This window comes from Occallatibacter sp. (assembly GCF_049802275.1).
In the GTDB taxonomy this organism is placed as follows: Bacteria; Acidobacteriota; Terriglobia; order Terriglobales; family Acidobacteriaceae; genus Telmatobacter.
Genome location: NZ_JBARMD010000003.1, coordinates 1 through 21,531 on the forward strand (window position 1 = coordinate 1; position 21,531 = coordinate 21,531).

A 21,531-nucleotide genomic window follows, 5' to 3' on the forward strand; every position below is an offset into this window, starting at 1 on the left:
GTATCAGCTCGGCCGAGACTCTGCTACGCGCAGGTTTTTCGGTGAGGATGAGCTCCTGCTTTCCAGGCCAGTCACAAATGCTCCTCCCGGCCTTTAGCCACGCCCCTGTTCGGGTGGCCCAACTGCCGAAAGTCCGGGCCGATTGTTGCATTTCGCGCGGTGCGATCGTGCAACAAAAAGGCCCCAAGATGCAGAGCAACGCAGGAATCAAAAAGAACCTCATCATAGTATTTAGAATCAATCGTATAAGTCACGCAACAGCCGCTATAAGGACCTAGAATCAGACATAGGCAGTACTGCACGAAATATTGCGCTATCCGACCATGACCTGAAACCATTCGTGAATCAAATGCGCTAGCGGTTAGCAGCCACCTGCCCCACGGTTGAGATTCAACTTGCCGGTGCAGTATACGCAAGCCCATTGCAAACAAAGAATCTGGAGGGGTCGTGCAATCAATCCGGACTTCCTTCGCTGCACTCGCCGCCGCTCTAAGTATTTCCGCTATTGCACAGGCTCAATCCGGAAAGCAGTATAACCAGACCGAACAGGACCTCAATCAGGTCCAACGGGATTACTATGCGATCCCCTACGCAATGCAGTTGACTATACTCACCGATGCTGCCAAAGCCGCCGAACAAGGCGCGATCGATGAGTCACCAAAGGTGACAGCGGCCCAGCAGGCGTCGATGGCGGATGCAGAGAGCTTCGATGTGTTGTTAAGCAACATCACAAGCGGAAAGACATCGGACATTCAAAGCCAGAAGTTTACAGATTTCGTGACCGTTCCTGGCGCGGGTCAAGAAATCGTTCACCTCACAGTCATCCGGCCCGACCAGACAGTTGGCGATAAGTATGGCTCTACCAAAGCCAAATGGGGTCCGGCGATGGAGAGGCAGCCGAACGCTCCTGACCCGTCCTCGCTGACCATGCAGGATCTTTTCACGGAAATTGACGATGCAAACGGCTCCTTATTCAGCAGGTATGTCGCCTACACGGTCACTCTCCATTACCAAGGCCAAAGCGTGAACTACAAGGCGATCTGCCTGTTCGTCCCCCCAGGGGAACCCGGACCGAGCGCCTATTCAGATCATCAGATCATAGACCTGTACCTGAATGGCAACCGGTATTCGGACCTCCGGGACGCATATAGACCAGACCGCATCTTGATCTCTTCGTGGCGCAACATTCCCGCCCTGCGCGCCTGGTTGTCGGCTCATACAACCGCAGACTCAAGTTGCACCCAGATGAACCAATTGTGCTGCTCTAAAGGGCACTGCGCCATAAGGCAAACAGACTTTGACCGAAAGATGTCCGAGCCTATCAGGGGCACGGGAGGCAGCAGCTTTTAGAACTCACAAACCTTTTCGCCTCAACGATCGCCGCCCCAAAGCGAATCCGAGTACACAACCCAGCATTGCCCCGCTCAAAATTCCCGGAAAACATTACTTGCCGAACGCGGCCGGTTTTGCGATGATGATGCACCGGTTTGCTTGGCGTCTTTTGCGCTGCCTGGGCGCTCCCGGAAAGCGTCGCAATACTGAGCCTCCCGATCGGATTCTCTGCGGAACTCCCCATGCTTGCCGTAGCGGGTCTTGGATCAAGAAAATCGTTGATCTCGCAATAATCGAAATCACCGTATTCGGTCAACCGTTAGATAACCAGCCCTCCCGCTCTGCTATCGAGGGGTTCCCTTTCCGATCCGAACCAACGCATTGACTTGCGGTATTCGGCTGGTTGAAGAGGTGAATCTTCATGGATGTCCCTCATCCATTCCGGTCCATATGCGTGGCCGCCCTCCTCTGTTTTCAATCCTGTTTCGTCGCCTCGGTCAGTGCACTGCCGAATGACGGTTCCCGACCTCCAGGGGTGAATCAAAGTGACACTGCCGGGCAGCAGTCGCCAAGCCTCGCGGCCGAAACCGTTGTGATCCCTGGCCCCCTGCGATCCTTCCTCCGCATGGCCGGCATGAGCCAGAAGATATCGCTCGACGAAGTGATTCCCATGTTGGCCCACGGCATTTCTTTGCAGGGATACAAAGCCGGAAGTGAAACCGAATTCCTTCGTCTGTTGGACCGCTACGTTCACCTCGCGAGGCAGGTGCGATCCTTTTCAGACGCGAACGGCACGATCCATATCGCCGGCTGCGCGGATGCGAATCGACTCATCGAGGTTCTCGGTTACAAAGCCAGGGGGACCTGCGGACAGCGCAATTTTGCTTTCGTCACTGCGGATGCAGAACGAGCGTTTCTGACGATCGACTCAGGCTTCCCTCTCACCGCGCTCGAGGAGGCCCTGCAGAAGTCCCAGCCGTTTGACTATCAGTTCCCTGCTACCCAGGTCCCGATCTTCTACACACAAAAGGATTGGACGGCACTCGCTGCGGAGACAAAGAAACCAGAGACGGATCTGGTTGACATGCTGTTGCACGATCGAACGTTGGATCGCCTCTATTGGGGCCTGTCCAGATGCGACGAAGAAACAAGGGTCGCGCTCAAACAATCCTTGGGCCTGAAGAAGTTGCTGGCCGTCGCGCCTGAATTTGAGATGTACGGAGGCGAAATTCGTATCCATTCAGGAGCGGTCGATCTGCCTGCTGGATCCGAAAAGGGCTGGCAGGATCTTGTAGGTGAGAGCCCAGGTTCGCCGGAACCCTTCGTGACCCACCTGCTGACGCGAGATCACGGCTGGCTGGCTGCCTATTTCGATGTTGTGTCTCGCTTGAATCAAATGCAACAGACACACATCATCGAAGATTCTCGTCTCAGGCATTTGTATTCCGCCTATCGATCAACAGCGAACAGAGACGCGGCGTATGGTGTCTTTCCGCGGAACGCCGATCTTCTGATCCTGTTGGCCTCGCTGAGGTGGAATGCCGAAGGCGAACCCCAGATTCCGGGGACCCCTGAGTTTTGGCAGGAAGTCTTTTCAAGAAAGACCGATGACCGTGAGCGTGTAAAGCCAATTCATTGTTGCGACACCCCCGAGCGGACACTCGAGGCATTGGTTGCGGCCTCTCAATCTCTGTCCGACAGCAGCCCGACTGCAATTTTTCTTACGTTGAGCGCAATCGATGCTGCAAGGCCAGTCGATCGGCAATTGTCCAATGAAACTCAACAGCTAATCGCCGCCAAATTCTCCCAATATAGCCGCTGGTTCCCGATCTTCACCGAGTTCCCTTCCCTGGACGATACAGCCATAAAGCAATTTGTGACTGCGGCTGACCGAATCGGTGCGATTTCGAATTCAGCTCTACGTGCAAATGCGCTTGGCTCATTTCAAGCGGAGGTCGGCCTCTGGCAGATTCTCGCCCGGCAAGGCGAAATCCCCATCGAAAAACAAAATTCATCGTGGCAAGGCGCTATTCAGCCCTTCTTGGGTATTTCGAATTCGCTGCAATTGTTCGAGGCATCCCGGACGGCTTTACAAACAGTTCTTACTGCATCTACGGGAAGCAGGGACCTCTCCCAGGATGAGATTATCGACACTCTCGCTGGCCCGGCTCAGGAAGTTCCAGATGGCCAGCGGGTTCACCGGGAACTGGCTGAAAGAATTCGCGCCGTCATGGACGACCAGCGCCTCGTATCTCTCGACACTCTATTCGGACTCTATGATGGCTTGACCCAGATGGCGCACGGCGCGCATAACGGCGACAGTCTGCTTTCTCTTGCCGGCAACCTGAAGGAATTTGAGATGCCACGCCCCATCTTTACGGGGGGTGAGCGCAGCGATTGGTCTCCCCTGGTCTATACGAGCCGCCACGCCGAATTGCAGATTCGGACTGACCTGACAAAGATCATCCAGTCGGCGCACACACCGGCGCAGCTTGAGGCCGCTCGCGGCCAGCTAACTCCATTCCTGAGGGATACGCTGGTTGGCCTGAACTATGCCTACTACGAGCCGCCAGGAGCCGCGGTTCTGCATTCCAATCCGCTCTTCGTGCGCTCCCACGACTTCTCAACCGTGTCCATCCAGGGCATTGGAAACGTCTGGGGCGATTCAATCCTGATCGGTGTCGGCGCCACGGCCGGAGGCGGCGCCTATCTGGTAGGCTCGCTCGCGAATCTACCTTACGCTCTCGCGGCCACCGAAGGTGAGTTGATCTCGCCCAAAAATGTGCAGGCGTTGATCTGGAAAGAAGCCGTACCGGACCTTCTCCTGGACGCTATCCTCCCGCGCTGGTGGACATCGAGCAAGGCCGAATTGCATGCTGCTGCTCTATATCAGCGTGCCGGAGAAGAACTGTTCGCTGCATCAGCATCGAATCCTCAATTGCGATCGAAGGTAGTCGAAATCCTCGCGGATCAAATGCCACCGGATCGACTTGAATGGATACATCGAAGCCTTGAAAGCCCGAATACTGCCTCTTCAGCGGCATCCAGAATGCTGCCTTCGGAGGCGTTTTACCTTTCTGTCGTGTTCCGGAGGCAGTATCCGGACGAGACTTCTGACCTGGGACAAGCAAACCGGGAGTTGAACGATCTTTCTCGAGCAAGTCCAACCGACATCAGCCCGACGCGACTTTCAGCGGATTTTGGCGTGCCGCATTCCGTGATGCTCTCGAGTAATTCCCGCATGCTCCTCAACATGAAGCCTCCTCCAGCGTTTGGCGGCACCGCCAGCAGACTCCTTGCGCAATCATGGGAATCCAACAATCTCTATTGGGCTCGACTTGCGGATGAGATGGGATATTCGCCGGTGATGCTCAATGTTCTGGTTCCCGCACTTACCCGTCGCATGGTTGTAAACATCTTCGCGAGCACTATCGACGATTGGCCTGCTCTATTCCGTGCCATGCAGGAAACAGGGGACGAGTTTCGGACGGGCAAGATCACAGTCGTGGGCGCAAGTACGGTTGCTCTCAAGTAGTTCCTAAAAAACGCACACTGGATTTGTTATGACAAAACAATCTTTCGCGGTCTTCGGAAGTCTCTCCTGTTTGATCTACATGGGCGTTGGTTCAACCCAGTTGGCGCCTCAAGACGACCCGATGCGTCTCCGCATGAATGTCGTTCTCGTTCAGCTCAACGTGGCCGTAACCGACAGTCATGGGAACTACGTGACTGGTCTTCGTCCGGAAGACTTCTCCGTAACGGAGGACAACATTCATCAAAACGTTTCCACATTTGAAGAGAGCCGCGAATCCGGTCGCCGCGTTATGGAGATGGCTGGTCACGTGCCGGCCAATGCGTCGAAACAACCAGGCGATACTCCCTCGCTTCCCACGAATGCGCTCGGAAGCGTTATTCCAAAAACTGCCGAAGCAAACCTGTTCATTCTCTTCGATACCAGCAACTACATGTACCGGAGCTTTGTCTTCGCCCAGGATGCAATTGCTGATTTCATCCGCTCCATGGACGGATCAAGCAACGTTGCGTTCTACTCCTACAGCCGCAATCTTCTCCGTGCAACGACGCTCACTCCCGACCCCTTCCAGGTAATCAGCGGCGTCCGCAGTTCGGTGGCCGGAGATGATGCAGCCCTTTACAACAGTCTGCTGCTTACCGTGAAAGATGCAGCCCCGCTTAAGGGACGAAAGGCTGTCGTGGTATTTTCCAACGGACCAGATAATGCCAGTTCGGTTCCACCCGAAGATGTGGCGGAACTGGCCGAATCAACCGGAACGATTATCTACATTCTCAGCACGCGCGAGGCTCAGGATGATCCAGCATCGGCCGCTGCCTTCGAGCGTGTAAGCAAGGTCTCCGGCGGCAAAGCCTATTTTGCAAAGGACTGGCGACAGGAGAAAAAGGCTTTCGCATCGATCCGGGAAGATTTGTCTCACCTCTACACGTTGAGCTATTATCCGCAAGCCAATCCAAACCGGGGATGGCGATCCATCAAGGTGAAGCTGGTTGGCAAGGATCTGCAGAAGTATCACATTCGGACTCGAGACGGCTACAGGCTGTTGCCCGGTGCCGCCCGGTCTCCTGAGGATTCGGTCACAGCAGATTCAGGGCCTGATCCTAATTGAACCGTTCATACAAGTTTGATGGGAACAGGCCTTACCTTATCGCCTTCCACACTGACCTTGCCGTCGGGCTAATTACATCAGGGCCGCGACGATCTTCATTCTGACTCCGATACGAACGTGTGAAGAGATTTACCCCAGCCACGCTCGTGGCGAGGTAATGTTGGGAAGAGGCATCAAAGATTCAGAGGTGCGCGTCGATGTCACGAATTCTCTGGCTCGGCAACCTGGTCTTGTTACTTGCTGCGCCGGTTGGATTCAGGGCACAGGATTTACCCGGAGCCACACTGCGACTAACCAGCCGCCTGGTCTATGTCGATGTTGTCGTGCGGGACAGAAGCGGACAGGTTGTTCAGGGTCTGACGCAGCAGGACTTCAAAGTCGAAGAGGATGGCAAACCGGAGAAGGTTGACTTCTTCGAGGCTCACAGTTTGAAGCAGGAAGTCCTCGCACCCGAAAGACAACCACTGGCCCCAACCGCACCGCAACTCTTTTACACCAATATTGCGAATCGCGAAGCCTCTTCCGGTGCCATCAGCATCATCCTGTTCGATCTCTTGAACACACCCAGATCCGATCTGCTTTACGCGCGCAAACAGCTTCTCAAATTCCTGATGAAGCTGCCGCCGGGACAGAGTGTCGCGTTATTTGTTCTGCGAAATAATCTGCAAATGGTCCAGAATTTCACGGGCAGTTCGGACCGGTTGCTGGCTGCGGCGCAGTCGATCAGACCCAACGACATGACCTTCATCCGATCGAAGGATGAGGCGATGCAGGATGACGATTTTATTGCCGATTTCGCTAAAGCGATCGGTTACGATCCAGGCGGCGCAGCCGGCAAGTTCAAAGCGGCTGAAGGAGACCAGGACGCCATTCACCGAGACAATCGTGCGTACATTACCGTTGCAGCTCTCGCGGAGTTGGCGCGGGCAACGAGCGGCTATCCCGGACGGAAGAATCTGCTCTGGCTTTCTGAGGATTTTCCGGTGTCAGTCGGTGCGCAGCTGATGGACGCACGATTCAGGGCCACACCCGACCTGGCGCAGGCTCGAGAGACGGCTAATCTGATTGCCAACGCGCAGATTTCCGTGTACCCCATCAGTCTGCTGGGGATGGAGACGGGCGGTGTCCCGGTGACCAGCAGCGGGTCGGGTTCGGTTTCACTGGTTGGCGGACCGACGGGCACCACAGCAAATCCGCAGATGGGCGACACCTTGCAAAACCAGTTCGCTGCGCGATCAGCTCTCAGATACGCGGCGAACGATCTGGCGGATCAAACCGGCGGGGAAGCCTTTGTAGGAACGAACGACTTTGATGGCGCATTGCGGCACAGCATGATGGACGGCTCCAACTACTACACTCTCGCTTACCGTCCAACCAACGAGAAATGGAACGGCCAGTTCCGCAAGATTCACGTCGAGCTTGTTGGGAAGGTAGGTTCACTCAATTACCGACGCGGCTATTTTGCCGATTCCGATACGCATCCTTCCACCGATAGCGTCAATGATTTGCATATCGCGCTACAGCCCGCGACTCCGGAATCCACGATGATGGCGCTTCGTTCCCGAGTGCTGCTTCCCGATGCGCAACATCACGCGCTGCGCGTCGACTCTCTTCTGGATCCATCGAATGCAAGCTTCACAACGTCGGCCGACGGCAAGCGCCACGCACAGTTCCTGGTTCTGCTCATTGCTTTGAATGACTGCCAACAACAACCCGCCGCGCCGCCTCAGACTTCCGGAGTGCTGAAACTCGACCTCACGCCAGACCAGTACAAGATAGCGATGGAGTCAGGTGTTCCTGTCCACCTGGAACTGGAACTCAAGCCGGGCAAGTACCGTCTCCGCCTCGGCGTCAGCGATATGGCCACGCACAATCTGGGGACGCTCGACATGCCCGTGGCTCTGGGCGTCTCGACGACTGCGAGCCATCAATACTGAATGCGCAACCGATTTTCGTCGAGCGTTTACGGATGTTTGACGGGAGTTGGCCTCGCCTTATCGGGGTCTACAATGCCCTTGCCTTCTAATACGTTGTAATGCTTGTCAACATCCAGATCTTTTAGCTCTTCCGTCAGGCCGGATGGCCAATGGATCTCGACCTTTTCGATCTTGGCGGCGCTGCCCAACCCGAAATGAACGCGAAGGTCGTTCTGCGAGAGATAGCTGCCTCCGCTGTGAACTTCATCAGTCTGCGTCATACCGCCAGCGACGATCTTGATACGGGCGTTGAGCGCGAGACGATTGCTTTTGGTGCCGTCGAGTTCAAAGCTTACCCAGTGCCGCCCGGGAACGCCATGGTTGCGCAAGATCATCGGACTTCCGTCAAGATCTTCCACCACCACATCCATATTGCCGTCGTTAAACAAATCGCCCACGGCCAGACCGCGCGATACTCGGTGTTCCATCAGCGCTTTCCCGGCCTTGTCACTGGCGTCGCAGAACGTCCCGTCTTTCTGGTTAAGTTCGAGCACGCCGTGTTGACGATATCCTGCCCCGGAGGGCAACGAATCGACCTGAGGATAGACGTGGCCGTCGACAAGGATGAGGTCCTCCCATCCATCGTTGTCGAGATCGACAAAAGCGGTTCCCCACTTGACCAGCGATAGCGATGGGAGAGCAACGCCCGACTGGAAGGAGTCTTCCTTGAAGTTCCAGTCGCCATCGTTGCGATAGAGAAGAACATTTTCGTCGGTAAAGTTGGTGACGAAGATCGATGGTCGGCCGGTGTGATTGTAATCGCCGAGTGCAATACCCATAGAAGCCTGCTCGGAGCCGTCCTCACTGACCGCGGTCCCCGATTGCAGACCAATATCCTCGAACTTGCCGCTGCCCAGATTTTTGTATAGATACTTCGGTGTTGAGTCGTTCGTTACGTAAATGTCAGGATGGCCCGTGTTATTGAAGTCAACCCATACCACGCCCAGCCCGTAGTAGCCGTCTGGATCGCTGACGCCGGCGGCCTTTGAGACGTTCGTGAATGTGCCATCTCCGTTGTTGTGAAAGAGAGAGTCGCCAGCCCCGCGGAGCCCCCGCGGTCCGCACTGCACGTCGATGCCTTTGTACTTGCAGAACGATGCGCTCCCGAAGCCGGGCATGTCATCGAGATGGAAGTCGACATAATTCACGACCATGAGATCGGCAAACCCATCGCCGTCATAGTCTCCAAATGAAGCGCCCGCCGACCAGCGGCCATCGGCAACTCCGGCCTTTGCCGTAACGTCGGTGAATGTGCCATCGCCGTTATTGCGATAAAGAATGTTGCCGCCCAGACAAGTGAGATATAGATCGGGCCAGCCGTCGTTGTTGTAGTCACCGACCGCGCCTCCCATGCCAAAGCATGGCGTACTCAGGCCGCTCTTTGCAGTTACGTCGGTGAATGTGCCGTCGTGGTTGTTGTGGTAGAGCGCCCCAGCGCTCTTCGCTCCTTTGAGAGCCTGGTCGACAGTTGGCGAGTTGGTGAAGTAGATGTCGGGCCAGCCGTCGCGATCGTAGTCGATGAGGATAACGCCGCCACTCATCGATTCGACGATGTACTTCTTGAGAGGCGCCGTGTTGTGTTTGAAGGTAATGCCTGCGGCCGTCGCAACATCCTCCAATTGTGGAATCGGACGCCCGCTGCACTTGATGGATTTTGCACCAGGGGGTGGAGCGGATGCCTGGTTATGGCCCGACCCAACCTGCGCAGCCGCGATACTCACGGCAAAGAGAGTAACAACCAGCATTCTCAGGAAACTATCGTGGGAGCAAGGAGTGAACAAGCGGCTTGTTTCCTTCCCTATGGGTTCTGCTTCAGCTGGTCTGCGACGCCTTCACGCGATTTGGCTTTCAACTCTTTGTAGATTTCAAGTTCACGGTTCGCATCCGCGTCTTTGCCCAGCTTGCGAAGAGCTGCCTGCAGTTGGTAATGAATGTAATCCGTCTGCGGACTCAGCCGTGCCGCGGCTTCGAGATGATCCGCCGCTTTGGCGGTTTCGCCGCGGTCAAGCAGGATTTTACCTAATTGATACTGCGCGTTTGCGTAGTCGGGATGATCGGCAATTACCTTGAGAAAAAGTGCCGCGGCATCGTCGGTCTTCGATTGCTCAAGGTATACAAAACCGAGATGATACTGCGCGCGCGCGTCGCCGGGGTTGAGACTCAGTTCCGCCTGGAATTCCTTCGTGGCCTCCGGCCAATGCTCCCAGCGAATATAGGCGAGACCCTCGTAGAAGTGCGCTTTAAGCAGGGTTGGATCCGCCGCGAGCGCGCTCTGCAAAGTGGCGATGGCGCGCGAGTAGTCGCCGATCTCGGTCCATAGCTGACCGACAAGCAGCAGCGTGTCTGGGGAACGCGGCTGCGCTTCGAAGGCACTCAACACTTGTGTCGCCATCTTCAAATCGCCGATGTGGGTCAGAGAGGCGGCCCATGCATAACCGGTTTCACTGTCCTGCATGGCACGTGCCCCGAGCGGCGCGAAGGTTTCGACTGCTTGCTTGAACTGCTCCGTCGCGAAGTAGGAAACGCCGAGCATGGCTCGCAGCGCCGGGGAATCGCTGTTGTGCGCCAATGCAAGAGAGAGACCACGGACTGCTTCCGGATAGTTCCTTGCTCGGAAGGCGCATTGACCGAGGTTCTTCTCGAGACCAGGAAGGCTGCTGTCCCACTGCTCTGCCTGCTGATAGTTGCTTAAGGCCAGAGAATATGCCCCTTGAATTGCCTGCGATGTGGCGAGGTCATTGAACGCCAGCGCCAGCACTGACTGAAGCGCTTTCTCGCTCGCTTCCGCCGCGGCGCGCTGTTCAGGTGACATTTTGCTTTGCGCAAAAAGACTGGCGCCGCTCTGAACGGATGGCGCGGCCTGGTTCTCCTGTTGACGATTCAGCGGCATCACGGCAGCAGCAGCGCCGGTTCCACCCGCGAGCATGATCGCGGAAACGCTCTGCTGACTTTCCACCATCGTCTTGTTTTGCAACTCGCGCGCTTTGGTCGCGAAGGCGTCACTTTCCTTCGTACGTCCGCTCCGAGCCAGGATGCGCGCCAGGTCGACATAGGCCCTGCGGATCTGGTAATTGGAGCGAGCTTCATCGCTGCCGGTAAGTTCCACTGCTTTGCGCAACATTTTCTCGGCAGAGTCCATCTTCTCTTCGGAGAAAGCATTCAGACCCATATAGAGAAATGGTTCGGGCGCCGAGGGATTGATCTTTGAAGCCGCCAGGAGGTACCGGTTCGATTCGTCATACTGCCGTTCGCCCGATGCGAGAAAGCCCAGCATGTAGTTGGCAAGGTAGTCATGCGGGAAGTATTCGACTTCCTTCTTTAACTCCGCTACAGCATCCGGGGTGGGCTTCCACTCATTGAGAGACAGTTGCGCGAGGCCGAGAAAATAGTGTGCGTGCGGAGTCCGCGGATCAAGCGCTACCGCGCGCTGGAATTCTCGAATCGCAGAGGGCATGTCACCGGCATCGCGGTACGCGCGACCAAAGAGGACATGCAGCGAGCCGCTATCGCCCGAACTCTCCTTCATTCGGTTGAAGACGGCCTCCGCGCGAGTCTTGTCCTCCGGCTTGCCGGTGTTGAGCAGCGTTATGGCGAGCGAGTAGAGATTCTCAACGGTCGGCTGCGCATTCGACAGGCGTGTCAGGGGTTCCACCGCGGAGGCAAAATCCCCTTTTTGTATGAGCGTGTTCCCCAGCACCTGGAAGCAGCGCAGATCGGCAGGCGTCGCGGTACAAGCCTTTCGGGTTTCCACGATCGCATTGTCGATCTGGCCCGCCTCCAGTTCAGCGATCGCCAGGTCGATGCGCGTGTCGGCGAGCTCTTCGTAATTCAGTGAATCATTGTAGAAAATTATGGCCTGCGGATAATCCGAGGCAACAAGATGCAGGTGCGCCAACTCGCGGTAGGCGAGCGCGATCAGGCGTTCGTTCGCTCGGGACACGGCAGCTTCGTCGTGCGAATCGCGCGCATCCCTGGCCGCTTTGAGTCTCCTGGCAAGCTCTTCTTGCGATTGGTTGGCGGGCTCGGCTGGCTTCTGTGGCTGTGCATCAAGGCAGGGCGAACAGATCGCCTGCAGTAAGCAAAATACGAACACGACACTGAGGGCGCGCCTTCCTCTCTGCAGGGTTTGCCGGGGAGAGCTTCCTGGATTAGGTTTCATCGGAAGACTGCATTCTATCGATAGAGACTAAGAGGCGGGGCTGTAGGTAATCAAGCCCCGCCTCTCAGGTTCTGCTTTTCGTTTCGAATCAGCCACCCAAACCTCAAGCTCGGTTGATAGTGTCTGAGTCGCCTCTTTTAGAACGTAACTTTGAGACTGTACTGCAACGTACGCCCCTGGTTGAGGTTTTGGCTTCCTGCCTGCCCGAAGCCGGTAGGCGTGTTGGCGCTGGTGATCACGTTATTGGTCGGGCTGCAAACCGATCCGCTGGTCGCTGTGGCTCCCCCGCAATATACGCCCCCGGAGGCCGTAAAGCCCGTGCCTTCGAGATTGGAGCTATTAAAGTTTGGATGATTGAAGAGGTCAAAGAAGTCCATGGAGAACTTGACCCTCAATGTCTCTTTGATCATCCAGTTCTTGGCCAGCTGAGCGTCCACGTTAGTGTTGGGTGCCCCAAAACAGGTGCCGCGAGACGCAAGGTTGCCCGGGAAGGTTCCGATGGTGTAGCCGATCAGCGTGAAATGGCTCCAATTGAGAAGATTGGGGCCGTTCTTTCCCGCACTGCAACTGACATTGGTTTGCAGGGGCCGCTGATTGTTGGTGTAGCCGGTTCCAACAAGGGAGTTGAGCGTCCCAGTCACTCCATTTACAGTTGCAGCGCTGGCGCCTGAGGAGAACACAGTGAACGAGCTGCCTTCAGCCATGGTGAAGATGCTGTTGGCCTCCCATCCTCCCGCAGTGGCCTGTATGAACCGGTTATACGCGGCAAATTTCGGCAGGAATAACACCTCATTTGCCACAAAGATATTCGGACGATTGATGTTGGTATTGCCCTTGTCCAGCCCCGGGTTATATTGATCGGTGATTGCTTCCTGGTTTACGCCACCCGATGAATTATCCAGCTCGACGTTGCCTATTGAGTGAGACCACGTGTAGGCAGCCTGGAAGGTCGAGAATGACCCGGTTTGCGCGCGGAATAATACTTGCAGCGAATTGTACGAAGCGTGTCCACCACGTGCGAAGCCGCCGATCATCCCGAAGTTATTCGCCGGACGCAGTGCATTCTGTGCGGCTCCTCCCGTAAATGCCCCAGCTAACCAGTTGTTGTTCGTGATGGCATTCGCGTCGCGCATCGAAGTGAGATGCAGGCCGGTATTGCCGACATATCCAATCTGGAAGGTTGTGTTGCGAGCCACTGCCTGTTCCAGAGACAGATTCCACTGCCAGGCATTCGGGATGACTCCGCCCGTGTCCTTGTTGGCGCTCGGCGAAACCGAGGCGCTGGTCAACGGCGCCACCGTATCCAGCGAACGGTCTGTGCTGATACCAAGGACAAACGGAGCGTTGCGGGCAAGGTTTTCTGCGATGCCTACCAACTCTCGCTGAAAGAACTGGCCGCCGCCGGCCCGAAGTGCCGTTCTTCCGTTTCCGAAGATGTCCCATGAAACACCCACGCGCGGAGCGATGCTGTGGTTGTTTTCCTTCACCAACGCTGCGTTCGGACCTGGCGTGCCATTGGAGAGGTTCGCGGTTACACCCAGAGTCGCAAGGAATTTAACCTGGTTTGCGCACGGTGTCGTACCCGGCACAATGAGAATGCCATTGCAGGCATCCCCTGGGTTCGCCGCCGCTTCTGACGCGCTCCAGGCTGCGGGGTCCCAATTTGCCCATTGACTCTTGTAATTGCCGCCCGAGTTATAGGCCGGTGAGGTATTGCCGCCGTCGGTTCCCCCATATGGCTCGCGATAGAACGACCAGCGGAAGCCGAAGTCGAGCGTTAAGTTGCGTCTGATCTTCCACGAGTCGCCAACGTAGGGCTCAATATCGTGCCAGCGAACGTCGGCAATGCCATCGATGCTATTCTCTGTAACGCCCGTGAACACCTGCGCGTTTGCGCCCGTGCCAGGAAGCAGAATAGTGGCCAGACTGTTGTTGGTATTGGAGCAAAGCGGAGCCGAGCAGTTTCCAGGCAATACCGGCCTGTCCGCACCGGCGCCGCTGCTCTCAACCTTCTCATTCGAGCTAAGGAAGATACCCGCTTTCAGCAGGTGATTCCCGTGCACTTTTGAGATATTGTCCTGAATGGTGTAGAGATCTTCGTGGTTGCCGTATGGTGCGATGTTCCACATCGAAGTCGTGCCGCTTCCACCACCAGAGTTACCCCCGATGTAACCGTACGGATTCAGTCCACCCCATCCACCAAAGAACTCGTCTTTCTGCTTGATCGAGCTCGGGAACGTGGCCGGGTAGGCAGCCTGCAGCAATGGAACGTTGCCGGCTTCGGTTCCTGCAAGAGTTGTGATAATGCGGTTTTGTCCAAAGCCGAATTCGACGTCGTTGACCATCGAGCTGGAGATCGTGGAGCTCAGTTTGGCCATGATGCTTCTTGAGGGCTGACTCCAGGACGAATCGATGGTGGGAAAATTGGACTCGCCCCAGAAAGGCGAACCATCGTTCTGGGCCGGATTATTCCACGAATCGTTTGTCCAGCGGAACGTGGCCCGATTCGAATGGGTAATATCGTAATCGCCGCGGACGTTCCACTCGCTCCAGTCCAGATGATTGTTAATCAGCTGCGAATAATTGTTCCCGTTCGTAGTGTTAACTGGACCGGCCGGATAGAAGCTTGCGATCAGCAGGCCAGCCGGGTCTGGCGACGCGATTTTCATGGGGTTCCCTGGTGTTTGCGCATAAGCGGGAATCGTCGGAAGAGTGGCGCCGCATTGGTCGGTTGTGCCGGTATAGCCGCTGAAATCGCCGCCTTCTTCAGCGGCGGTTGGAACGCAGGCCGCGAAAGGTACGCCCTGTATTTCCTTATTCCACTCCTGGTTCCACCAGAAGAAAGCCTTGTTCTTCATTACAGGTCCGCTGATGTTGTATCCGTAATCGTCGCGGCGTTCTTTGGCCTTGCCTAAATTGTCGTGATTGGCAAACCAGTTGTTGGCGTCCAGCGCATCGTTGCGGCCGGAATAGAATGCGCCGCCGTGAAACTTGTTTTCGCCGGATTTGGTGGTGATGCTGATGATCGCACCAGAGGCTTGGCCGTACTCGGGACCGTACGAGTTGCGGATCATCTTGAATTCGGCGATGGTGTCGACCGAAGGATAGACAAGAATGGTGCGGTTTGAACCTACATCGTTGTTGTTCACCCCGTCGACCAGGAACAGGTTGTTCGTGTAAGGGTTGCCGTTGACAGAGAAGTTGACTCCTCCATCGAGTCCCTTGCCAACAAAGTTGGCGCCCTGCGCCGCGCTCACCCCCGGTGAAAGCTGGGTCAAGCCTACAAAATTCTCACCACTCAAAGGCAGCTCGCGCACTTGCGTTCCGACGACGACCTCGCCCACCTGCGCCGAAGTGGTCGCAACCTGCACGGAGTCGGCTTGGACTGTCACCAATTCGGATACCGCACCAAGCTGAAGTGCGGCGTTTACTGAAGTGTTTGTGGAAACGTGGACTTCAACACCGTCGGAGACGAACTCCTTGAAATTGGGCGCGGTGATATGGACCGTGTAGGTGCCTACCGCCAGTTGCGGCAGCGAGTAGGTGCCAGTGCCCGACGTGGTTGTGGAGGATTTTACGCCTGTGCCTGAAGCCGTGGCGTCAACTTTTGCCCCAACAATGGCGGCGCCGCTCGAGTCAGTCACATTGCCGACAATAGAGCCGTAATAGGCTTGTGCATGCATCGCAGCGGGAACTGCAACCAGCATGATGAGCATCACGAACAGCGCGCTTATCCCGATTGCTCGGGACGCAGAACTGCATCTTGCGATTCTTTTCTGCCTCATTTGGCCTCCTGAAAAATAGTCTTGCCGTTCGTCCCCTACTGCTTTACGAGGACTCCGTCCGTTGTCTTTGGCACATCAACGTATATTTGCGTCTTGATGCGAATCGATTGGGCGTGCGTTGCGGTAAGACGATCAGGAACACAACGAAATGACGAAACCGGTCTAGAGGAAGTCGACGTTCGCGGCTACAGAGAGAGAAACTGGTTCAGGGGGACCCGTTACATCTCGAGCTAACGCGGGCGGCGCTCCATGCCTCACGCGGAGCGTCGCGGCCGAGTCTTTCGTCTGGCCAAGAATTGTGACCTTGAGTGCCACCGGCTGTCAATACGATATTCCGAGATGTCCAGCTTGGTTATCAACATCCACGCGTGTTTTACTTTTGCTGCGGGCTAGGGTCCCCACAAAGTAAATTGCTTTACGTCGGCAATTTCGAAGAAGAATGCTGCGCGGCCCGCTTGTACCGTCCGGCAACAAACAATTTTCAGATTGATACAATTTTCCGTCTCCCGCCTGAGAACAGGAACCTTCGGTGGCGCGCGAAACTCTGAGGCGGCCCATCCCCACCCTCATACTCGTCAGACCCTTGCTGCATGCCCAAATTCTTCCGCCCACTCAGAAGCAGTTATGCTGTGCAAAGGAGTGCAAGGATTGCCAGGGCACAACAAAATCGAAACGGCCGGAATCCTTGCTTCCCCGCTACCTATCGCCCGGTCGCTCTCAAATCAACACTGGAATGCCACGCCGTGCAGCGTCATGCGGCGCTTCCGTTTCCTTGCCCTTGCCATAACGTTCTCTGTGCAGACAGTCGCTGCACTTGGACAACTCTCGACAGGAGACCACCTCGCAGAACCCGGTTTCTGGCCGACGCAGAGCCAGCCATCCCGCGAGGGCTTTGTCGGACCGGAAACTTGCGCGCGTTGTCATGCCGCCAGGACCGCGACACAAACCGAGACCCCGATGGCTCGAAACCTCATGCCGGCTGCGGTTGCGGATATCCTCCATCTCAATCCCGCCCTGACGTTCTCCGTGGGCAAATTCCAATACCGAATCGATACAGATGCGAACCGGGCCGCATATTCGGTCACGAATGGAAATCAGCGCATCTCGTATCCGCTTGCGTGGGCCTTTGGAACGGGCCGTGTCGCCCAGTCCTATTTGTTCAAAAAGGAAGACGGCGGCTTTTACGAGGCACGGGTCACATTCTTCACCAGGCTGAAAGCGCTTGACTTCACTCCCTGGCGCTCCCTTCTGACCCCATCCAGCCTTGCAGAGGCAATGTACAGACCCGTTGGCAGTGCCGAGGTTCAACAATGTTTCGCTTGCCATTCCACGGCATCCAACGCAGGTGGACAGTTCGACGAAAAGCGTTTGATCCCAGGGGTCACATGCGAGGCTTGCCACGGCCCTGGTGCAAACCATGCGAAGTCGATGGACGCCAGCATTGCGCACAAGCCCAGGAGTACAAAGCAGGAAATCTACAATCCGGAAGGCCTGCCTCCTCAGGATGCGGTGGACTTTTGCGGTGCCTGCCACGGTACATTTTGGGATACAAAGCTCTCGGGAACGAAAGGCGTATCCACAACAAGGTCCGCCCCATACCGTCTCGTCACCAGCAAGTGCTGGGGCAACGGCGACTCGCGCCTGACATGCACCGCGTGCCACGACCCGCACCAGCAGCTTGAAACCGATGCGGCGGCCTACGACCACGTATGCCGCAGTTGCCACGTAATCGAGCCGAAACAGAAGGCAACCATCAGTCATCCGGGCGCGCCGTGCCCGAAAGCTGTAAGTAACTGCACAAACTGCCATATGGAAAAGGTCTATATCCCGGAGATGCACGCCAACTTCACAGACCATCGCATCCGCATTGTGAAGCCCGGCGAGCCGTTTCCGGAGTAAAGCACGCGAGCTTCTATTTCCACTTACCGGTTCCTTCAATGATCGTGATGTAGCGGTTCAGGGGTAGGTCGCTGAAGCGCTCGACCACGCCACTTGGCAACGGCCATTTCACTTCCAGGCTGTCGACTCTTGTTCGCTTGCCTATACCGAGCACCATCCTGGGATCGTGCGAAGAAAGAAAGCTGCCTCCACCCACCTTCATCCTTGTGCGCTTCAGGTCTCCTGCCTGGTAGCTGACGCGGGCTCCGATCGCGTCGGGATTCGACTTGCGCCCGATCAGATGCACTCCAAGCCAGTTGTTGAGGCGGCCCACGTTGTTACGCAACAGTAACGGAGCTTCGTTGTTGTTCGCGATCAGTACGTCGACTCCCCCGTCGTTGGTGAAATCGCCGATGGCGAGACCCCGGGCCGGAAACTTTTTTGCAAATACAGGCCCGCTCAAAGCGCTCACATCACGAAATACTTTTCCCTCATGATGAAAGAGCAGCAAAGGCTGTCTCCACTGAATGGAAGACGACGCCTCGTCAAACAAATCATCGGGAAAACCGTTCGCTCCGATCAGATCCTCATCGCCATCGTTGTCATAATCCAAAAACTTGAGCCCCCATCCGCTCATCCAGCGCGTCGACATGCCGATGCCGACCGGGATCGCGACATCATCGAAGGTTCCATCGCCGTTGTTTTGGTAGAGCGAGAAGAACTCCTCATCGATGTTGGCGACGAACAGATCCATCAGGCCGTCTTCGTTGAAGTCGACCGAATCCACCCCCATGCCGGAGCGGACGCGGCCATCGGCGCTGTAGGCAACCTCGGCCTCCAGGCCCGTTTCTTCGAAGCTGCCTCCCCGGTTCATGAAGAGGAAGTTCTGCACCGTATCGTTTGAAACGAAGAGGTCCATCTTGCCATCGTTATTCACGTCCGTTGCTACCACTCCCCAAGCCTTTCCCAAATGGTCGGCAATCCCGGTAGCTTTACTCACGTCGGTAAACGTGCCGTCGCCGTTGTTGTGAAAGAGCCAACTCGGCCTCGGGTTGAATATTTTGGGAATGCAGTAGTGGTGCAAGCCGGCGGAATCTACGCCGCATCCGTGCGCCATGTCAAATTCCGCAAACTGGCAGACGAACAGGTCGAGCCTGCCGTCGTTGTCGTAGTCGAACCACACCGCGCTCGAGCTCCAACCGCCCGCCGCAACGCCGGCTTGATCGGTAACGTCCGTGAAAGTGCCGTCCCCGTTATTGCGATACAGAATGTTACGGCCGCATTGCGTCACATAGATATCGGGAAGCCCATCTCCGTTGTAGTCCCCCACGGCCACGCCCATGCCGTAGCCTCCGCCAGCAACTCCAGCTTTGGCCGTGACATCGGTGAAAGTGCCGTCGCGGTTGTTGCGATAAAGCGCATTTTGCAAAGGATGGGGCGGGTTGTAAAACTTCGCTTTGCCGCTGTTAACCAGGTAAATATCCATCCAGCCATCGTTATCGAAATCGAGAAAAGCACACCCTGCTCCACTGCTCTCCGGCAGATACTTTTCAACGGACCTACCTGCGTTGTGTACCCAGTGAATGCCGCTCTTCGATGCCGGCACCTCCTCAAAAACGTATGGCACGGGCGACGCAGCAGCGCGGCCGAGAAGCATCTCGCACACTGGGGACGCGGCAGCCACGACTGCCATGTTGCGCAGAAGTCTGCGACGCGAGATGTTTTTGAGCGGGCGACCAATCTGAATGGGACACATCCAGGACTCTTGACGTCAGTCTAACAACGTTCGCCATGAACGGACACGGGGAAAGCGGACTGTGGCAGCGCCATAATGAAGAGAATTCGTGATTCAGTGAAACTGTGGAGATAGGGGAGATTGTGGTCCCATCGTGACCCACGCATTTGCGCTCATCTTTTCGCTGATGCTGTGAGCGAGTTTCTCAATCTGGGCAAGCTTTCGAACCTGGGCTCGGGTCAGTTCACCAGAATTCTCACTAGCAATTTCCGCATTAAATTCAGTGGTCAGCTTTAGGAGCTTGTTAGTGTCGGAAATAATTCCTTTTTGCCGCGATTCATTGATGGCGCGCATACGCCGCGCCTCTTCGAGAGCATCGCGGCTCGGGATGTCATAGTCTTCCCTGGTGCCCACCGGAGCGCCACTGGGCAAGGTAGGCAGGCTCGGCGAACTGCCGCGAACCTGCGCCCCAGCCGGCGTTACCAACAGGAGCGCGAGGCACAGAACCCGGCACGCAGTCCGTGTATTCCAAAGGACTGGCGAGGGATACGGCGATTCAAAGTCCCTCTTGTGCATGAACTCCCAACGTTGAAGCAAACCGAAAAACAGACACCGTTGACGAACCGGAAGTCCACTCGGTTTCACCATCAAAAGCTTAACCCCATTTTCGTCTCACGGGCCAGCTTTAACACCTCGCCAGCCCTGCGAATCCACGCCAATGAGAGTGTGTCCTGTCACCCTGTCTCATGGAGAGTCTGCCGCAAGGCCAACGTATACTTACTGGCGGGTGCAGGCCATGCCGATCTCGATAATTCGATCGATTTGGGTGGCGGCCGCTCTTATTCCGTTTGCTTGCGTTGACCGGGCATCCGCAGAAATCTCCCCCATCGCTCAGTCCGCAACCGGAGCGAGCTCACCGTCGGTCGAACTGGATAGTCTGCGCAAACAGGCACTTGAAGAGGCGGAAGCCGGGAAAACAGACAACGCAATCCGCGACTACCAGCGTGCCCTGAAATTGCAGCCCGATTGGAAGGAAGGCCTTTGGAACCTGGGCATGCTGCAGTACGGCAGCGACCGCTTCGCCGAGGCAAAATCCACTTTCCAGAGAGTTGTTGAACTTGTTCCAAGCCTGGGAAACGCTTGGAGTCTCCTCGGCCTCTCGGAATTCGAAATCGGCGATTACGACAATGCGTTCGCTCATTTGGAGAAGGCGCAATCTCTCGGCATCAAAGACGATGCGGAAATCGCGCGCGTCTCCAGCTATCACCTGGGGCTGCTGCGCATTCGCGCAGGAGAATTTGACCGCGCTTCTGCTCTTCTTCTCTCCACCTTCGGCTCTGGCCTCATGTCGCCCCAGGTGAAGATGGCACTGGGCCTCGCGATGTTGCGCGTTCCTCTCCTGCCCAGACAACTTGATCCGTCACGCGAGGCACTGGTGCTGGCCGCCGGGGAGGCTGCAACCTCCGGCAAGGATGAACCACTCCGCTTGGCCGCGTTGTTGCAGTCTTATCCCGATGTGCCCTACCTCCACTATGCGTTTGGACTTGCGCTGGCTAAAGCAGGAAAGGAGAAAGAGGCGGTCGAGCAGTTCCGTGCCGAGGTAAGGATTTCGCCCGATAGCCCAATCCCCTGGATCGAACTTAGCCGAATCGAACTTCGCCAGGGCAGTGTGAATGAATCGCTGACCCAAGCGCAAAAGGCCATCCAACTCTCCCCGGATAATCCTGATGCTCATGAAGCATTAGCGCAAGCATTGGAAATGGCGGGCAGGGGGGAGCAAGCTGCTGCGGAGCGGAAATTCGTGGCGCCTGCCAGTGTTCCCATTTCCAGGCAGCGCCCCGAGCAGCGCATCGTTCTCCTCTATGCCAATGCCAGCTATGCTTCGATGGCCGGGACCACCTCGCAAGACCCGCGACAACGCTGGAACCGGGCTATGCAGGAATACTCGGCAGGCCAGTACTCCGCCGCGGCCGCCGATTTGAAGGCATGGCTCGCAGTGACGCCTGAGAGCGGCACCGGCTGGGCG

Annotated in this window: 11 protein-coding genes; 6 read left to right on the forward strand and 5 right to left on the reverse strand. The window is 56.3% G+C overall.

Annotated features, from left to right (window positions below):
• The first annotated feature begins 447 nt into the window (after positions 1–447).
• From WA354_RS00125 to WA354_RS00140, 4 genes are all read left to right on the forward strand, one after another.
• Complete coding sequence (locus tag WA354_RS00125; protein ID WP_472810973.1) at positions 448–1,350, forward strand: hypothetical protein; 903 nt, start codon at positions 448–450, stop codon at positions 1,348–1,350.
• Between the two features lie 616 nt (positions 1,351–1,966).
• Entirely contained in the window at positions 1,967–4,867 is a 2,901-nt protein-coding gene (locus tag WA354_RS00130) for a hypothetical protein (protein ID WP_472810974.1), read from the forward strand.
• A 28-nt stretch (positions 4,868–4,895) separates the two neighbouring features.
• Positions 4,896–5,972, forward strand: a complete 1,077-nt coding sequence (locus tag WA354_RS00135; RefSeq protein ID WP_472810975.1) for a VWA domain-containing protein — start codon at positions 4,896–4,898, stop codon at positions 5,970–5,972.
• A 197-nt stretch (positions 5,973–6,169) separates the two neighbouring features.
• The gene (locus WA354_RS00140) at positions 6,170–7,909 is read left to right on the forward strand and encodes a VWA domain-containing protein (protein WP_472810976.1); all 1,740 of its coding nucleotides are present in this window, start codon (positions 6,170–6,172) and stop codon (positions 7,907–7,909) included.
• A gap of 26 nt (positions 7,910–7,935) precedes the next feature.
• Here the strand turns inward: WA354_RS00140 and WA354_RS00145 are convergent, their stop codons facing one another.
• From WA354_RS00145 to WA354_RS00155, 3 genes are all read right to left on the reverse strand, one after another.
• On the reverse strand, positions 7,936–9,693 hold the full coding sequence (locus WA354_RS00145; protein WP_472810977.1) for a CRTAC1 family protein: 1,758 nt from the start codon (positions 9,691–9,693) through the stop codon (positions 7,936–7,938).
• Positions 9,694–9,746: 53 nt separating this feature from the next.
• A complete protein-coding gene (locus WA354_RS00150) occupies positions 9,747–11,888 on the reverse strand; it encodes a tetratricopeptide repeat protein (RefSeq protein ID WP_472810978.1) in 2,142 nt (713 codons plus the stop codon).
• A 356-nt stretch (positions 11,889–12,244) separates the two neighbouring features.
• Complete coding sequence (locus tag WA354_RS00155; RefSeq protein ID WP_472810979.1) at positions 12,245–15,814, reverse strand: carboxypeptidase-like regulatory domain-containing protein; 3,570 nt, start codon at positions 15,812–15,814, stop codon at positions 12,245–12,247.
• A 1,035-nt stretch (positions 15,815–16,849) separates the two neighbouring features.
• Here WA354_RS00155 and WA354_RS00160 point away from each other — a divergent pair.
• Positions 16,850–17,791, forward strand: a complete 942-nt coding sequence (locus tag WA354_RS00160; protein ID WP_472810980.1) for a multiheme c-type cytochrome — start codon at positions 16,850–16,852, stop codon at positions 17,789–17,791.
• A 13-nt stretch (positions 17,792–17,804) separates the two neighbouring features.
• On the opposite strand, the gene WA354_RS00165 is transcribed toward WA354_RS00160, so the two are convergent.
• Complete coding sequence (locus WA354_RS00165; RefSeq protein ID WP_472810981.1) at positions 17,805–19,463, reverse strand: CRTAC1 family protein; 1,659 nt, start codon at positions 19,461–19,463, stop codon at positions 17,805–17,807.
• Between the two features lie 156 nt (positions 19,464–19,619).
• Positions 19,620–19,859 carry a hypothetical protein gene (locus tag WA354_RS00170; RefSeq protein ID WP_472810982.1) on the reverse strand — a complete coding sequence of 80 codons (240 nt, stop codon included), beginning with the start codon at positions 19,857–19,859 and terminating at the stop codon, positions 19,620–19,622.
• Between the two features lie 442 nt (positions 19,860–20,301).
• On the opposite strand from WA354_RS00170, the gene WA354_RS00175 reads away from it, so the two are divergent.
• Positions 20,302–21,531, forward strand: a 1,230-nt coding sequence (locus tag WA354_RS00175) for a tetratricopeptide repeat protein (protein ID WP_472810983.1), incomplete at its 3' end; no start/stop codon positions are given.

Bases quoted from the DNA above. Each gene is read 5' to 3' on its own strand.
- WA354_RS00130 (WP_472810974.1), top strand. From the start codon at position 1,967: ATGAGCCAGAAGATATCGCTCGACGAAGTGATTCCCATGTTGGCCCAC.
- WA354_RS00135 (WP_472810975.1), top strand. From the start codon at position 4,896: ATGACAAAACAATCTTTCGCGGTCTTCGGAAGTCTCTCCTGTTTGATC.
- WA354_RS00140 (WP_472810976.1), top strand. From the start codon at position 6,170: ATGTCACGAATTCTCTGGCTCGGCAACCTGGTCTTGTTACTTGCTGCG.
- WA354_RS00145 (WP_472810977.1), bottom strand. From the start codon at position 9,693: ATGCTGGTTGTTACTCTCTTTGCCGTGAGTATCGCGGCTGCGCAGGTT.
- WA354_RS00155 (WP_472810979.1), bottom strand. From the start codon at position 15,814: ATGCTGGTTGCAGTTCCCGCTGCGATGCATGCACAAGCCTATTACGGC.
- WA354_RS00160 (WP_472810980.1), top strand. From the start codon at position 16,850: ATGGCTCGAAACCTCATGCCGGCTGCGGTTGCGGATATCCTCCATCTC.
- WA354_RS00165 (WP_472810981.1), bottom strand. From the start codon at position 19,463: ATGGCAGTCGTGGCTGCCGCGTCCCCAGTGTGCGAGATGCTTCTCGGC.
- WA354_RS00170 (WP_472810982.1), bottom strand. From the start codon at position 19,859: ATGCGCGCCATCAATGAATCGCGGCAAAAAGGAATTATTTCCGACACT.